This is a genomic window from Enterococcus sp. AZ149 (genome assembly GCF_051714285.1).
Taxonomy (GTDB): domain Bacteria; phylum Bacillota; class Bacilli; order Lactobacillales; family Enterococcaceae; genus Enterococcus_D; species Enterococcus_D entomosocium.
Genome location: NZ_JBIORO010000001.1, coordinates 755,053 through 770,876 on the forward strand (window position 1 = coordinate 755,053; position 15,824 = coordinate 770,876).

General features: G+C 42.7%; 14 protein-coding genes. 11 read left to right on the plus strand and 3 right to left on the minus strand.

Going from position 1 to position 15,824, the window contains the following annotated elements:
• From glpO to IGI94_RS03465, 3 genes are all read left to right on the plus strand, one after another.
• Complete coding sequence (gene glpO, locus IGI94_RS03455) at positions 1-1,830, plus strand: type 1 glycerol-3-phosphate oxidase (protein WP_438899438.1); 1,830 nt, start codon at positions 1-3, stop codon at positions 1,828-1,830.
• Positions 1,823-2,539 (plus strand): MIP/aquaporin family protein, encoded by a 717-nt coding sequence (locus IGI94_RS03460; protein WP_005237471.1) that lies wholly within the window; start codon positions 1,823-1,825, stop codon positions 2,537-2,539. The genes glpO and IGI94_RS03460 overlap by 8 nt, the downstream gene beginning before the upstream one ends.
• Before the next feature lie 90 nt (positions 2,540-2,629).
• Positions 2,630-3,685 (plus strand): alpha/beta hydrolase, encoded by a 1,056-nt coding sequence (locus IGI94_RS03465; RefSeq protein WP_016611960.1) that lies wholly within the window; start codon positions 2,630-2,632, stop codon positions 3,683-3,685.
• Between the two features lie 58 nt (positions 3,686-3,743).
• Here IGI94_RS03465 and nrdF read toward each other — a convergent pair whose 3' ends face one another.
• The 3 genes from nrdF to nrdH form a co-directional block, all read right to left on the minus strand.
• A complete protein-coding gene (nrdF, locus tag IGI94_RS03470; protein WP_005225180.1) occupies positions 3,744-4,709 on the minus strand; it encodes a class 1b ribonucleoside-diphosphate reductase subunit beta in 966 nt (321 codons plus the stop codon).
• Positions 4,710-4,806: 97 nt separating this feature from the next.
• Entirely contained in the window at positions 4,807-6,966 is a 2,160-nt protein-coding gene (gene nrdE / locus IGI94_RS03475) for a class 1b ribonucleoside-diphosphate reductase subunit alpha (RefSeq protein ID WP_008377092.1), read from the minus strand.
• A gap of 97 nt (positions 6,967-7,063) precedes the next feature.
• Positions 7,064-7,288 carry a glutaredoxin-like protein NrdH gene (gene nrdH / locus IGI94_RS03480; protein ID WP_005225182.1) on the minus strand — a complete coding sequence of 75 codons (225 nt, stop codon included), beginning with the start codon at positions 7,286-7,288 and terminating at the stop codon, positions 7,064-7,066.
• A 356-nt stretch (positions 7,289-7,644) separates the two neighbouring features.
• Between nrdH and IGI94_RS03485 the strand changes: the two genes are divergently transcribed.
• From IGI94_RS03485 to IGI94_RS03520, 8 genes are all read left to right on the plus strand, one after another.
• Entirely contained in the window at positions 7,645-8,112 is a 468-nt protein-coding gene (locus IGI94_RS03485) for a FeoA family protein (RefSeq protein WP_005237467.1), read from the plus strand.
• Positions 8,112-10,250: a ferrous iron transport protein B gene (gene feoB, locus IGI94_RS03490; protein ID WP_438899439.1), complete on the plus strand. Its 2,139-nt coding sequence runs from the start codon at positions 8,112-8,114 to the stop codon at positions 10,248-10,250. The genes IGI94_RS03485 and feoB overlap by 1 nt, the downstream gene beginning before the upstream one ends.
• Complete coding sequence (locus IGI94_RS03495; RefSeq protein ID WP_005237465.1) at positions 10,247-10,378, plus strand: hypothetical protein; 132 nt, start codon at positions 10,247-10,249, stop codon at positions 10,376-10,378. Before feoB ends, IGI94_RS03495 begins: the two co-directional genes overlap by 4 nt.
• A gap of 267 nt (positions 10,379-10,645) precedes the next feature.
• Complete coding sequence (locus tag IGI94_RS03500) at positions 10,646-11,926, plus strand: CapA family protein (RefSeq protein WP_438899440.1); 1,281 nt, start codon at positions 10,646-10,648, stop codon at positions 11,924-11,926.
• 233 nt (positions 11,927-12,159) lie between these two features.
• Positions 12,160-12,774 (plus strand): hypothetical protein, encoded by a 615-nt coding sequence (locus IGI94_RS03505; RefSeq protein ID WP_005237455.1) that lies wholly within the window; start codon positions 12,160-12,162, stop codon positions 12,772-12,774.
• A gap of 280 nt (positions 12,775-13,054) precedes the next feature.
• Positions 13,055-13,711 (plus strand): HAD family hydrolase, encoded by a 657-nt coding sequence (locus IGI94_RS03510; protein WP_176273466.1) that lies wholly within the window; start codon positions 13,055-13,057, stop codon positions 13,709-13,711.
• Between the two features lie 536 nt (positions 13,712-14,247).
• Positions 14,248-14,631, plus strand: a complete 384-nt coding sequence (locus IGI94_RS03515; protein ID WP_438899441.1) for a DUF7006 family protein — start codon at positions 14,248-14,250, stop codon at positions 14,629-14,631.
• A gap of 250 nt (positions 14,632-14,881) precedes the next feature.
• Entirely contained in the window at positions 14,882-15,724 is an 843-nt protein-coding gene (locus IGI94_RS03520; protein WP_438899442.1) for a Cof-type HAD-IIB family hydrolase, read from the plus strand.
• Positions 15,725-15,824: the final 100 nt, after the last annotated feature.

Below are 15,824 nucleotides of genomic sequence, written 5' to 3' on the forward strand. Positions count from 1 at the left end.
ATGACCTTTTCTCAGAAAGATCGGAAGGAAACCATTCAAGAAACGGCAAAGACCACCTATGATGTGTTGATCATTGGTGGTGGGATTACCGGCGCAGGGGTTGCCGTTCAAACAGCAGCGGCTGGGATGAAGACGGTTCTTTTGGAAATGCAAGACTTTGCCGAAGGGACGTCTTCGCGGTCCACGAAACTCGTTCATGGCGGTATTCGCTATTTGAAAACCTTTGACGTGGAAGTGGTCGCTGACACCGTGCGGGAACGGGCGATCGTCCAACAAATTGCTCCGCATATCCCGAAACCAGATCCGATGCTTTTACCGATTTACGATGAACCGGGGGCAACCTTCTCCTTGTTTTCTGTCAAAGTGGCGATGGATCTTTATGATCGCTTAGCAAATGTGACAGGCAGTAAATACGAAAATTATCTGCTGACGAAAGAAGAGGTCTTAGAACGCGAACCACAGCTGCAGGCGGAAAACTTAGTTGGTGGCGGAGTCTATCTTGATTTTCGCAACAACGATGCCCGCTTGGTGATCGAAAACATTAAACGAGCACAAGCCGATGGGGCAGCAATGATCAGTAAAGCCAAAGTCGTCGGCATCTTACATGATGAGCAAGGCATCATCAATGGGGTAGAAGTGGAGGATCAACTGACAAACGAGCGCTTTGAGGTTCACGCCAAAGTCGTGATCAACACGACCGGCCCTTGGTCCGATATCGTTCGTCAATTAGACAAGAATGATGAGCTGCCACCACAAATGCGTCCGACAAAAGGCGTCCATTTAGTGGTCGATCGGGAAAAACTAAAAGTACCGCAACCAACCTATTTTGATACTGGGAAAAATGATGGTCGGATGGTTTTCGTGGTACCAAGAGAAAACAAGACCTATTTTGGCACAACCGATACGGACTATACAGGCGATTTTGCCCATCCGACGGTCACACAAGAAGATGTCGATTATCTACTGACCATCGTGAATGAACGCTTTCCACATGCACAGATCACCCTTGATGATATCGAAGCGAGCTGGGCTGGTCTACGTCCATTGATTACGAATAATGGTGGTTCGGATTACAATGGTGGTGGTAAAGGCAAATTATCTGATGAAAGCTTTGAGCAGATCGTTGAAAGCGTCAAAGAATATCTTGCAGATGAGCGGCAGCGACCAGTTGTAGAAAAAGCTGTAAAACAAGCGCAAGAACGAGTAGAAGCCAGCAAAGTGGATCCATCGCAAGTTTCTCGCGGCAGCAGTTTGGAACGCTCAAAAGACGGACTATTGACGTTGGCAGGCGGAAAAATCACCGACTATCGTTTGATGGCGGAAGGAGCAGTCAAACGGATCAATGAATTGCTCCAAGAAAGCGGTGCTTCCTTCGAGTTGGTGGATTCAACCACGTACCCAGTTTCTGGTGGTGAGCTTGATGCGGCCAATGTAGAGGAAGAATTAGCGAAGCTGACTGACCAAGCACAAGCCGCTGGGTTCAATGAAGCAGATGCGACGTATTTGGCTCATCTTTATGGGTCGAATCTTCCCCGAGTGTTGAACTACAAGACGAAGTTTGAGGGCTTAGATGAAAAAGAAAGTACTGCCTTGAACTATTCCTTGCATGAAGAAATGGTTCTGACGCCTGTCGATTATCTATTGCGTCGGACCAACCATATCCTATTTATGCGAGATACCTTAGATGAAGTCAAAGCCGGTGTCGTCGCAGCTATGACCGACTTCTTTGGCTGGAGCGAAGAAGAAAAAGCAGCCTATGTAGCAGAAATGAACCAAGTGATCGCAGAATCAGATTTAACAGCCTTAAAAGGAGGAAAAAAAGATGAATGAAACAACACAGATCTTTAGTGAATTTCTAGGAACGGCTATTTTGGTTTTGTTAGGGGATGGCGTGTGTGCGGCTGTCAATCTGAAAAAGAGTAAAGCAGAAGCCTCTGGCTGGATCGTGATCGCGATGGGCTGGGCAACGGCGGTGACCATAGCCGTATACGTTTCAGGGTACATGGGACCTGCTCACTTGAATCCAGCCGTTACATTAGGCATGGCGATGACAGGGAATTTTTCTTGGAGTTTGGCTATACCGTTTATGCTGGCGCAGATTGCTGGTGCGATCGTAGGAGCAATCCTCGTTTGGCTCAACTACTTGCCATTATGGGATGAAACAAAAGACCAAGGCGCGATTTTAGGTACCTTTGCAACAGGGCCTGCAGTTCGTAATTTAGTATCGAATACGATCACTGAAGTCATTGGTACCTTTGTCTTAGTCTTTGGCTTATTGGCTTTTGGTGCCAATACCTTTACGGATGGATTAAATCCCATCGTTGTTGGGATCTTGATCTTAGCGATCGGACTGTCTCTTGGTGGACCAACAGGCTATGCCATCAACCCGGCACGGGACTTAGGACCACGGATCGCTCACCAAATCTTACCAATCAAAAACAAAGGGACTTCCGATTGGGGCTATGCGTTAGTACCAATCATCGGTCCAATGATCGGTGCAGCGATCGCAGCTGGATTGTTTATGATGTTGCCATTATAAACGATGTTATTTTAAGGATGGTGCCTATTGGTATCATCCTTTTTTAATCTTTAGCGATTGTCATTGAATTTGCTAAAAAAACATGGTTAAATGAAAAAGCTGAAACAGAACGAAGGAAGGAGCTTTTGCGTGAAAAAAATTCTGCGCTTTTTCATGTGGGTGGCGATTGTCCTGATCGGACTCTTAGCTGCCGTTTTTCTGGCTTTTCAACTCTCCCCACGACCGGGGGCTTTTTTGATCGGTCATCTGTTTAACCAAGAAGTGACCATCAAGGATGAGGCGGCTTATCAAAAAAGTTTGCCGAATGTGACGGTCAAACAGGACTTGGCTTATCAATCGGATTATCAACGCAGTACCTTTGATCTTTATTATCCCAAAGATGCACAAGGCCCTGTTCCAGTCATTTTTTGGGTCCATGGGGGCGGATATGTCGGGGGAGACAAAGAAGGCGTCAAAGAATTTGCGACCTATGTCGTCGATGAAACCAAAGCCGCTGTGATTTCGATTAATTATGAATGGGCGCCAAGTTTGCATTATCCGGGACAGGTCAAACAATTAGCCCAAGCGGTAGACTCGATCAAAGCAGATGCCCAAGCATACCCCATGCTTGATTTCGATCAACTCTTCTTCGGTGGAGATTCTGCAGGTGCCCAAATTGCCGGGCAATATGTGGCGCTGCAAACCAATCCAGCGTATGCGAAGGAAATGTCCTTTGATCAAGACATTCCTGCATCGGCCCTGAAAGGGTTTATTTCCTATTGCGGCCCCCTTGATTTGAAGCAGATCGTTGGAACTTCTTCGGATGATCGTTTTATGAAATTCTTTGTTAAAACGGTGGCTTGGTCGTTATTAGGCAAAAAAGAATGGCAAGATAGTCCCCAACTGCAGGAGATCTCACTGGTGGATAAATTGACGGCTGATTTTCCACCAACGTATATCACTGATGGCAACGCCTATTCCTTTGAAGACCAAGGCATTGCCTTTGCCAACCAGCTGCAAGCTCTTGATATTCCCGTGACAAGTCGTTTTTACAAAGGGGATTCGGAAACAGTGACCCACGAATACCAATTTGATTATAGCTTGCCGCAAGCACAGGAATGTTTGACAGAAACGTTGACCTTTATCAAAGACCAGCTGGCTAACTAAAAACACCTTGTTTCTCACCCTCTATTGGCGAGAAACAAGGTGTTTATTTGTAAGCAAATCAATCAAGTCCGATGAAGTAGTCATCGTCTTTCATCGCTTCAACGGAACCAAGCAGATACCCGTTCCCAACTTGTGAGAAGAAGTCGTGATTGCTGGTACCAGTTGAAATACCGTTCATGACGATTGGATTGACATCGTTGGCGGTGTCTGGGAAAAGCGGGTCTTGTCCTAGATTCATCAAAGCCTTATTGGCATTGTAACGCAAGAAGGTTTTGACTTCCTCGGTCCAGCCAATCTCATCGTATAATTCTTCGGTATAACGTTCTTCGTTTTCATACAACTCATACAACAAGTCGTACATCCAGTCTTTCAGCTTTTGCTGTTCGTCTTCTGGTAATTCGTTGAAACCTAATTGGAATTTGTAGCCGATATACGTGCCATGAACGGATTCGTCACGAATGATCAATTTGATGATCTCCGCTACGTTCGCTAGTTTGTTATTACCTAAGTAGTAAAGGGGTGTATAGAAACCTGAATAGAATAAGAAGGTCTCTAGAAACACACTGGCGATTTTTTTCTCTAGCGGTGTCCCATTTTTGTAAATCTCATTGATTCGTTCGGCTTTCTTTTGTAAGTAAGGATTGGTATTGGTCCATTCAAAAATATCGGCGATCTCCGCTTTTGTATTCAAGGTGCTGAAAATCGATGAATAGCTTTTTGCATGGACAGATTCCATAAATTGGATGTTGTTCAAGACCGCTTCTTCATGTGGGGTGCGGACATCTTTACGCAGTTGATCCATACCGCTTTCTGATTGAACGGTATCTAATAAGGTCAAGCCGCCAAAGACGTAGCCCACCGTCGTTTTTTCTAATGGTGATAGCGTCCGCCAATCATCAAGGTCATTTGATAAAGGGATCCGCGTATCTAACCAGAATTGCTCTGTTAATTTTTCCCAAGTGGATTTATCGATGATATCTTCGATCTCATTCCAGTTGATTGCTTCATAGTAAGTCTTACCCATAGTCGGTTCCTCCAATAATCGTATCAAGACAACAGCCGACCCGCTCTCAAGAAAGAGCAGGGGTAGGCTATTGGTTCGTTTTCAGGCAAAAGTTGGATTAGATGACACAGCTTTCACATTGGTTGCTGCCGATCTCTTCTGCATCATCTGTAAAGGTCCGTACATAGTAGATCGATTTGATCCCTTTGTGGAAAGCATAGTGACGCAAGATGTTCAAATCACGGGTGGTTTGTTTTGTCGTTTCTTTCCATTCGTAAAGACCTTCTGGAATATCTGAACGCATAAACAAGGTCATACTCATCCCTTGATCGACGTGTTTTTGAGCAGTTGCGTAAACATCGATCACTTTGCGCATATCCATATCGTAGGCTGATTTGTAGTAGCCGATCGTCTCATTGCTCAAGTAAGGTGCTGGATAATAGATCTTGCCGATTTTCTTTTCTTGGCGTTCTTCGATCATCCGAGTGATCGGGTGGATGCTGGCACTCGTATCATTGATATAAGAGATCGAACCATTTGGTGCAACGGCTAAGCGGTTTTGGTGATACAAGCCGGTTTCTTTGACGGTTTGTGCCAAGGCTGCCCAATCTTCACCAGTTGGTAAAAAGACGCCTTCAAACAATGCTTTGACTTTTTCCGATTTTGGTTGGTAGTCACCTTGGATATAATCAGTGAAGTAGCTGCCATCTGCATAAGCTGATTTTTCAAAGTTATGGAAAACTTCGCCTTTTTCTTTGGCGATGGCATTGCTTTCAACCAATGTCCAATAGTTCAACAACATGAAATAAAGATCAGTAAATTCAAGGGATTCTGGTGAACCGTATTCCATTTGATTTTTTGCAAAATAGGTATGCAAGCCCATTGCGCCTAACCCGATCGTGTGGTTCAAGGCATTCCCATTTTGGATCGATGGTACCACGTCAATGTCAGACGCATCAGTAACGAAGGTCAAGGCACGAGTCATTGCTCGAACAGATTTCCCAAAGTCAGGGCTGTCCATCAAGTTCACGATATTGGTGGAACCTAAGTTACAGCTGATATCTGTTCCTAAAACCTCGTATTCTTGCTTGCCGTTGATCTCAGATGGTGCTTGAACTTGAAGGATCTCGGAACAAAGATTACTCATGATGATCTTGCCATCGATTGGGTTGCTGCGGTTTGCTGTATCGATATTAATGATATAAGGATAACCAGATTCTTGTTGCAATTTAGAAATTTCATTTTCTAAATCGCGAGCTCTGATTTTAGTCTTGCGAATCCGTGGATTCATGACTAAGTTGTCGTATTCCTTGGTGATATCGACATAAGAAAATGGTACGCCATATTCTTTTTCGACACTGTACGGACTAAAGAGATACATCTCTTCATTTTTACGCGTCAATTCGTAAAATTTGTCAGGTACGATCACACCTAATGATAAGGTTTTGACACGGATTTTTTCATCTGCATTTTCTTTTTTCGCTGATAAAAAGCTGATGATGTCTGGGTGGAAGACGTTCAAGTAGACCACACCAGCCCCTTGCCGTTGACCCAATTGGTTTGAATAGCTGAAGCTATCTTCAAACAATTTCATTACAGGCATCACACCACTTGCTGCACCTTCGTAGCCTTTGATAGGCGCGCCAGCTTCCCGCAAGTTTGATAATGTGATCCCGACACCGCCGCCGATCCGTGAAAGTTGCAGCGCGGAGTTGATCCCACGACCGATCGCGTTCATGTCATCAGTGATTTGGATCAAGAAACAAGAAACTAATTCACCGCGACGTTTGCGTCCTGCGTTCAAGAAAGAAGGGGTTGCTGGTTGGTAACGTTGGTAGATCATTTCATCTGCCAAGCTCATGGCTAACTCTTCATTCCCATCCGCAAAGTAAAGGGCGTTGAACGCCACCCGATCTTCGTAACGCTCAAGATACGCGGTACCATCATTCGTTTTTAATGCATATTGTGAATAAAACTTGTAAGCAGCCATAAATGATTTGAAAGTAAAGTGTTGCTCATCTAAGAATTGATACAAGTCCTCAATAAAAGCAGGACGGTACTTTTTGATAAATTCTTCTTCTAAATAATCATTTTCAATCAAATAATTGATTTTGTCCATTGCAGTCGCAAAGGTTAAGGTATTTGGTTCAACGTTTTCTTTAAAGAATGCCGCTAGGGCTTCTTTGTCTTTATTTAATGGAATTTGACCATCTACTGGACGGTTGATCTCATTATTCAATTTGAAATAACTGACATCTTTGATTTCTTTCAAGCTCATAAATGGCTAACCTCTTTTCTTGTTTTGTTCGTATAAAAAAGGACTTGCGGTCTGGACGACTGACAAATCCCTCAAAAGCATCACATTGAGAAAAATCTTAGCTCGCTAATTGACGTAGTTGATCTGGACGGAAACCGATGATCGTTTGCGCATCAGAGGTAATGACTGGCACACTTTGAAATCCTTGTTCTTTCAAAAATTCTAATGCTTCAGGCTCATTATCGATATTGATTTCTTCAAAGGCAATCTGATTTTCACTTAAAAAGCGTTTCGCCATTTTACATTGCATGCAGTTGTTTTTAGAAAATAGTTTGATATTCATAATTGTTTCCTCCGAGTTGTAATAGTTATAAACCTAGTATAAATAAGTCTCGGAGAAAGTCAACGAAAAAACACTATATCTTGTGCTTGTGAATTCGGCATACACAATTTATAGTGTTTCTGTGTTTTTTATGCAAATGAAAAAAGCGGAAAATACTTAGAATTACAAGGTTTTTGCGTAATTATTAGAGGGGATATGCAATCAAAATGAGTAAAAAAAATCTCTATTGTGAAGGAAGATTCAAAGTTAAGTCGAAAACAGATTGACTTCCTATGGAAATGGCTCTATTATAATGATAATCATTCTCAATTAAAGTAGGTTAATTAAAAAACACTTCACAAAAGGAGTAAGAACCAATGAAAATGGCGCAAACTTGGGCTTCTGGGACATACAAAATCGACTCGTTGGCAACAACCAAAGAAATCACGGTTCATTTAAACGATCTTGGCATTCGCACGGGGGTTGAAATCGTTGTGGTGCAAAAAGATCGCAAAGGCGGCATCATTTTGCACCAAGGGACGCGGATTGCTTTAGATGCACGGGTCATGGAACAAATCGATGTCACAGAAATCCAGCAGCAAACGGTCATTACCTCTTTGGATCAGCTGCAAGTTGGTGAAAGCGGGAAGGTCAATCAGATTGGTGCAAAAGGTGCTTTGCGCCGTCGTTTGATGGATATGGGGCTTACGAAAAACGTTCATTTGGAAGTAGTGAAACTGGCTCCATTGGGTGATCCAATGGAGATTCGGCTCCGCGGCTATGAATTGTCTTTGAGAAAGCAAGAAGCAGCGTTGGTTTTTATCGAAAAAGGAGTCGAAGCTTGATGACCTATCAATTTGCATTAGCAGGAAATCCCAATAGTGGGAAAACAAGTACTTTCAATCAATTGACTGGTGCCAAACAAACAGTGGGCAATTGGCCGGGTGTCACCGTAGAACGTAAAGCGGGGCGACTGCGAAAAGACCGGCACGTGCTGATCCAAGATCTGCCCGGGATCTATTCCTTGTCACCTTATACGCCTGAAGAACTGATTTCCCGCAATTATTTGATGGAAGCATCGCTGGATGCGGTGATCAATATTATTGACGGAACTAATCTTGAGCGAAATCTGTATTTAACATTGCAATTATTAGAAATGAATGTTCCGACCGTGGCAGCCATCAACATGATCGATCTATTAAAGAAAAAAGGCTTGCAGATCAACTTCGAAAAATTGGCTTACGGATTAGGGATTCCTGTAGTGGGGATCAGTGCTTTGAAACAACGTGGTTTAGCCAAAATGATCGAGGCAGCGAAGCAAGCAGCCAACACACTACAGCTCCCTCCCCGCTACGATGCTCGTCTAGAGGCTGGCTTGACCGAGATCATGGCGATTTTGCCAGAGACGATCCCTCAGCAGCGAAAACGCTGGTTTGCCATAAAACTCTTCGAAAAAGATGAAGCGATTCAAACAATGTGTAAACTGACTGATTCCCAGCAAGCAGTCATTCAGGAGACGATTTCGATTTTAGAGATGATCTTTAAAGACAGCAGTGACGCCATTCTCGTCAATGAGCGCTATGGCTTCATTGAAGAATTGTTGGCGCTGGCAGTCATCAAGGAAACAGATCAGCACTTAGCCTTCAGCGACAAAATCGACCGCGTGTTGACCCATCGCGTATTGGCGCTACCAATTTTTGCCTTCATTATGTGGGGAATCTACTATTTATCGATTCAGACGATTGGCACGATCGGCACCGATTGGGTCAATGATGTATTATTTGGCAGCTGGATACCCGAAACAGCAGCGCACTGGCTAGAACAGCTGCGGGTCGCCCAGTGGCTGCAAGAATTGATTTTGGATGGCATCGTGGCAGGGGTCGGTGCGGTCTTAGGCTTTTTGCCGCAGATCTTCGTGTTGTTTTTTTGCTTGGCTATCTTGGAGGACTGTGGATACATGGCACGGGTGGCATTTGTCATGGACCGGTTGTTTCGCAAATTTGGTCTATCCGGCAAGTCGTTTATCCCTATGTTGATTGCCACAGGCTGCGGCGTGCCGGGGGTGATGGCAAGCCGAACGATTGAAAACGAAAAGGATCGTCGGTTGACGGTGATGGTCACGACCTTTATGCCTTGTTCTGCCAAATTGCCGATCATTGCATTGATTTCGGGTGCCTTTTTCCCTCATTATAGTTGGGTCGCACCATCGGCCTATTTTGTCGGCATGGGCGCTGTGATTTTTTCAGGGATCGTCTTGAAAAAAACGCCGCTTTTTGCAGGTGATCTGGCACCATTCATTATGGAACTGCCAGCGTATCATTTGCCGCAGCTCACAACGATTTTGAAAAGTGCCTGTGATCGAGTCGTTGCTTTTGTAAAAAAAGCCGGTACGATAATTTTTGTAGCTTGTATCTTTGTCTGGTTTACCTCCAGCTACAGCTTTACCTTGCAGCGGGTCAGTGAAGACCAAAGCATTTTGGCCTTTTTCGGTCGACTTTTGGCGCCCCTCTTCGCTCCCCTAGGCTGGGGAACTTGGCGAGGCGCCGTGGCGACGATCACTGGCTTGGTGGCCAAAGAAAATGTGATCGGCACATTCGGGATTCTCTACGGACAAACCGGTGAGTTGTCAGAAAGTGGGACGGAGATTTGGCAAGTGTTGCGCGGCGATTACACTGCTGTGGCGGCATACTCTTTCCTCGTCTTTAATTTACTATGTGCCCCCTGTTTTGCTGCCATCGGTGCTATCCACCGTGAAATGGGGGACAGCAAGTGGACGTGGTTAGCCATTGGCTATCAATGCGGCTTGGCGTACTGCGCCAGTTTTCTGGTGTACCAATTCGGACACGTCATCTTTGAAGGCGGACACCTCACGCTAGGTGTTTTTGCGGCAATAGTCATTGCTGGTCTATTAGTATTTGCTCTGGTGAAGAAACCATTCCGAGGGAGTGCGCCCTTGATCCAAGTCGTAGGAGGCGAAAAATGATTGCTACAGTAATACTAAGCGGACTGATTTTTGGCTATGGCGGTCGTGTGGTGTACCGCATGGTGAAAAAGGATCATTGTTCTGATTGCCACAGCAGTTGTCCCGTGAAGCATGAGGAAGCAAAGTAGCGGATGACAGCAGAAAGGAAAAACTTCTGATGTCAGAACTACTATAGAAACGAATAAAACAACTCAGAAAAGAATAAAGCAGTTCGATCACGATCGGGCTGTTTTTTTATTCTTTACAAAACGACCTATTAAAGGAATCTCAAATATAGTATAATTATTTAATAAAAAGATATTATTTAGTGAGGTTCGCAGGAAAGGGAGCAGGGAATCTCGTTAGAACGTAAACGAAGATAGGTTTTTGATAAAGCAGAGTGAAAGGGTGAGGGCATGAGACAACAACGAAGACGGGAGCGTCAGAAACACCAGCGGATCATTGTGGGGTTAAGTACAGCGTTGCTGGCAATCATACTTGGAGTGATTTATCTAGTGATTCAAGCGACAAGCATCCCCGAACAGCGTCTTACAGCAGAATCGACAAAGCCAATGCAAGAATCAAGTAGTTCTACCGAAACAAAGCCAAAAGTAAAAACCATCACAGTGACAGCTAGTGGCGATATGCTTTATCATACACCTGTTTATTTAAGCGCTTACGATGGAAAGCGTTATGATTTTGACAATGATTTTGAGCAAGTCAAACCGTTAATTGCATCGGCGGATCTTGCTCTGGGTGATTTTGAAGGAACCATCAATCCTAATAAACCGCTTGGCGGTTTTCCCTTATTCAACGCGCCTATCGATGCCGTTGCCAGCATCAAAGACGCTGGCTTTGATGTGATCGATCTTGCTCATAATCATATCTTAGATACGGGAATCGAAGGAGTCAAAACAACGGCGGCTGCTTTTCACGATCAAGGGTTGGCAACGATTGGTGTCACGGTCGACAATAGTGGAATTTTGGTCAAAGAAGTCAACGGGATCAAAGTTGCTCTCTTGGCCTATGCCTATGGCTTCAATGGACTTGAAGAAAGCTTAACTCAAGCAGAGTATGACACCTTTTTGAAAGACTTGTCCCTCGATAAAGTGGAAGCAGAGATCAAAGAAGCGGAAACCTTGGCGGATATCACCATCGTGATGCCTCAGTCTGGTGTCGAGTATTCTTTAGAACCAACGGAAGAACAACAAACTGTTTATCGGAAGATGATTGATTTTGGTGCTGATATTATTTTCGGCGGCCATCCGCATGTAGCAGAACCAACCGAAATCATCGAAAAGGACGGTGAAAAGAAATTTATCATTTATTCAATGGGGAACTTATTGTCGAATCAACGTTATGAAACCGTCAATAACAACTATTGGACCGAACGCGGCGTCATTCCAGAAGTTGAGATCACCAAACAGGGAGCTCGGACCTATTTAAGTAAGATTGCCTTACATCCAACTTGGGTCTCCAAAGAGCCGATCCCTGATCGTACCTATTATGATCCAGAATACGGCGTCTTACAGGCCTTTGATTTTCAAGTTTACTTGGCCGAAGATTATCTACCGGATGGACAATACGCCAAACGTGTTCCTGAAGAAAAACGACAGCGCATAGAAACCGCCTACCATGAAATGCTGGAGCTGTTAGATTTGAAGTGGGAGCAGCAAAAAGAAAATCAAAATGACTAATAAGGCAACCTGACCAACAGGTTGCTTTTTTATTAGCTCTCGAGAAAACGAATCATGAAACGAATGGTGCTCCTTCCAACAAAACATGACAGTAGACTATCATTTATGAACAAAAAATGACACCTCAAGCTGATAAAAATAAGTAATAATGTCAACATAAAGCATTCAGAAATGAGTCGGAAAGGATTCAGTAGATGATTTCTGAATAAAAGGGAAAGAAAGCAGGATGTGTCATGAGAATTATTATACTGACGAAAAATATATCATATGAGATTGATTTGCAGCGGGAGTTACAGATTTTGAGTCATGAAGTGTTCGTAGGGAAAAATACAGAAGAGGCGGAATGGTTGATAGAAAGCGCCAAATTATTTGACTGCTTATTTGTCAGTGAAACGATTGCAGATCCAGAATTTTTATTGATCAATCAGGCGTTGGCTCCTTATTATCAAAAACGAATCGTCCGTATCTTGCCAGGGAATATTGAACAAGAAGGTAGGATGGAAAAAGCTGAAAATGCCACGTACCTGAATCGCTCTTTTGTCGAGCTGAGAGAATTTTTGGCTGCACTACCACCAATTAGTCGTAAGTTAGAAAAAGCATCCGTCACGAAAGAATCCTTTCCTAAATTTCTTAGTCTGCAAGAACAGATCTTTTTTAACAATTTAGGAGAAGAGCAATTTATCAATCGAGAAGACCTATGTTGGAAAATTTGGGGAAATGGTGGAACAAATTCAAGAAAATCTCAGTTGTCGATATTAGCGAAACGAATCAATGAAAAATTAGATGAATACGACTACACTGAAAAACGGGTTCGTACCGCTTGGGGCAAAGGCTATATCTTACAATAAAAAGAAAATTGTGTGATCAAAAGAGCATCGAAGTCTTATTTCTCACGAATAGACCTCTTTGTAGCTTCGACTGCTTTTCAGGTAGAAACGACTCTGTTTTCAAATTGAGTCGTTTTTTATATAAAAATATTAGTATTAAATAAATGACGGTATCTAAAATTATGATAATGATTTTTTTTAGTGTTAAAATAGAGATAATCAGTAATGAAAAGGAATACTACAGGATTTAAAAAGCACTTTGGAGAAACGTGCTGTAGTATCTTTCAGAGGAGGAAATGTCGTGAAGAAGATTGAGTGTGTGATATTTGATTTAGACGGAACCCTATTAGATTCGAGAGAATGCAGCATCAAGGCGACAAAAGCAGCTTTTACAGAGATGGGACTCAAAGTACCGAGTGAGGTAGTCATTGAACATTACATGGGGATACCGATCGAAGAATCGTTTTTTAAAATGTCAGAACAGCCATTGGATCAAGAAACAGCAACGGAACTGATTCGGGTTTTTCGTACCTATTATCAAACATACGAGGAAAGTACCTTGAACGTATTTCCTGAAATTCCCCATGTCCTAGAAATCTTAATGAAACGAAAGGTTCCTTGTTTCGTGGTTTCAAGTAAGAAGACAGCGGTCGTCAAACGAAATTTGGCTGCTCAGAACCTGGTGGCGTTCTTTGAAGAAATCATCGGCTCAGATGCGGTGTCCCACTACAAGCCTCATCCAGAAGGAATCAATAAAGTAGTAACTCAGTATCAGTTTGATCCGACAAGGACGATCATGGTAGGAGATGCTATTTTTGATATCCAGATGGGCAAAGCAGCCGGTGTCAAAACCATCGCTGTTACCTGGGGCAGCCACGATGCGAAAAAACTTTCCGCTGACAAACCAGATGCTTTGGCAGAAGCGCCGCAGGATATTTTAGATTATATCTATGCTTGATCTATTTTTACTGATACAGTTTAAAAATCATTTCTATTTTTGATCTGTAGCGTGAAAAATAGAATGGACTGAACGTCTTCTTCCAGCAGTATATTTGAGGTTTCGACCAATGATCGATAGATTCGATTATTGGTTTTTTTTGTTGGTATGGATATGGGGCGTCTATTTACATGAAGCAACAATTTTAGCTATCTGTTGATTTTTATGGATATTATAGTCATTTTCTTGTCATTAGAGACGATCTAGTTGCATTCGGGCACTACTTTTTAGCAGAAGGGAACGGGGCCGCCTCTTTTTCACTCTTATTTCTTTTATTTAATAAAAAGTAATTATAAGAGAATCTGAAAGGGAAACTATAATAGGCGTAACTGATTTTCTTAATGTGTCTGCATTGGTAAGAGCTAAAGACCCAATCATTTTTAGTGGTTTTTGGACAGCTAAGCTTCAATTAAAAAACCTATCGGAAGAAAATCAAAGCGAGCAGAAGGGATAGCGCTACTTTCACCAAAAAAACATAGATGTAAAGGAGTAAGGATATGATATCAGAAAATATCAAGGAACCGAAAGACTATTTGTGTTATTCAAAAGAAGTGTTGCTAAGTGTAGGGGTATTGACTGATTACCCAAAAATCTTTCATTATTATCAAGAACTCTGTGATGAATTTGAGCACATTTACTATGATCAATCAAAGAGTTTATTTGTTCAGCTCAAAGCACTTCTAGCAATAGATGCGCAGATTCAAATTTTACTGGAACTTTTTGAAAATAGTAGAACAAACCTATGCAAAGAGTTTTGTATGGATGATCATGAAATTATTTGTATGATCAAAAATGATAAAAAATCTTATTATCGCGAGCTTACAGGTCAAAAAAACAATCAAGTACCAAAATGGAGTTTAATTTATTTAAGTGAGGAGTAAGCATATTTTAGGATAATTCAACCATCTCAAGAAAGAACACATGGAGCAATAACGCGATGAACACGGGAGTAGAGGAATAGAAAGAGGGATCACAATAACAGAATCCCATCTTATGATCTAGTAAAATAGTCTAGCGCACTTTCCTTGTGATTTGTTATACTAATTCTAAGGAGCTGATCTTGACACCTTGTGTTCGGCAAGTACGTTCATGTGAGCGCTTTATTGATTGAGTGAGAAAAGAGGGAATGATTTGACGAAAAAAATTGTCTTTTTAGATGTAGATGGAACATTATGTGATGATGCTGGAAATGTACCAGAAAGTGCACGCCAAGCGATCACAGCGGCACATAAGAAAGGCCATGAATTTTTCTTATGTACCGGTCGTTCAAAGGCCGAAATTACAGAAGACGTGTTGGCACTGCCCCTAAGTGGGATGATTGGTGCCGGCGGCGGTTATTGTGAGGTGCATAATGAGGTGATTTTGCACAAAGTTTTTGAAAAAGAAGCTTTATTAAGATTGATTGATTTCTTAAAAGAAAACCAAATCGAGTATTACTTGGAATCGAACCAAGGTTTATTTACAAGTACCAATCTAAGAAATCGTTTGCTGGAGATCGTCTTAGCAGGTGAGTCTGTTGAAAGTGAAGCAGGAAAACAGCGGGTTCAAACTATTCAGTGGTTCCTTGATTTACTGATTGAGGACGAAGCGAAAATCGATTACGATGACGTGAACAAAGTTTCCTTCATCAATCATTCCATTCCTTATGAACAGGTCCATGACCAATACCACGAACAATTCCAAATGATTCGCAGTACGGTACCTGTTTTTGGCAAAGATAGCGGCGAGATCGGCATCAAGAATATCCACAAGAAAACAGCCATCGATTTTCTCTTGAACCATCTAGGGATCGATAACAAAGATACCTTGGCGTTTGGTGATGGCCATAATGATGTCGAAATGTTTGAAGCCGTTGCGACGGGAATTGCAATGGGCAATGCCTGTGAACAGCTATTGGCAGTAGCTGACGAGGTGACGGCTCGACCAGAAGACGGCGGGATTGCGCAAGCACTCCAAAAGCACGGTCTGGTGTAACCACTAAGAAGCAGATGTCTGCACAATCCTTTTGTTTCCTAGAGGGATTGACCAGGAGTTGAGCGATGTTGTTAAACTGATCGGTAAAACCAACGATTGA

What these genes read in the sequence shown, in the direction of transcription:
- nrdF (WP_005225180.1), bottom strand. Translation starts at nt 4,709, where the DNA reads ATGGGTAAGACTTACTATGAAGCAATCAACTGGAATGAGATCGAAGAT.
- nrdE (WP_008377092.1), bottom strand. Translation starts at nt 6,966, where the DNA reads ATGAGCTTGAAAGAAATCAAAGATGTCAGTTATTTCAAATTGAATAAT.
- IGI94_RS03460 (WP_005237471.1), top strand. Translation starts at nt 1,823, where the DNA reads ATGAATGAAACAACACAGATCTTTAGTGAATTTCTAGGAACGGCTATT.
- IGI94_RS03515 (WP_438899441.1), top strand. Translation starts at nt 14,248, where the DNA reads ATGATATCAGAAAATATCAAGGAACCGAAAGACTATTTGTGTTATTCA.
- IGI94_RS03465 (WP_016611960.1), top strand. Translation starts at nt 2,630, where the DNA reads ATGAAAAAGCTGAAACAGAACGAAGGAAGGAGCTTTTGCGTGAAAAAA.
- IGI94_RS03505 (WP_005237455.1), top strand. Translation starts at nt 12,160, where the DNA reads ATGAGAATTATTATACTGACGAAAAATATATCATATGAGATTGATTTG.
- glpO (WP_438899438.1), top strand. Translation starts at nt 1, where the DNA reads ATGACCTTTTCTCAGAAAGATCGGAAGGAAACCATTCAAGAAACGGCA.
- IGI94_RS03495 (WP_005237465.1), top strand. Translation starts at nt 10,247, where the DNA reads ATGATTGCTACAGTAATACTAAGCGGACTGATTTTTGGCTATGGCGGT.
- IGI94_RS03485 (WP_005237467.1), top strand. Translation starts at nt 7,645, where the DNA reads ATGAAAATGGCGCAAACTTGGGCTTCTGGGACATACAAAATCGACTCG.
- IGI94_RS03500 (WP_438899440.1), top strand. Translation starts at nt 10,646, where the DNA reads ATGAGACAACAACGAAGACGGGAGCGTCAGAAACACCAGCGGATCATT.
- feoB (WP_438899439.1), top strand. Translation starts at nt 8,112, where the DNA reads ATGACCTATCAATTTGCATTAGCAGGAAATCCCAATAGTGGGAAAACA.
- nrdH (WP_005225182.1), bottom strand. Translation starts at nt 7,288, where the DNA reads ATGAATATCAAACTATTTTCTAAAAACAACTGCATGCAATGTAAAATG.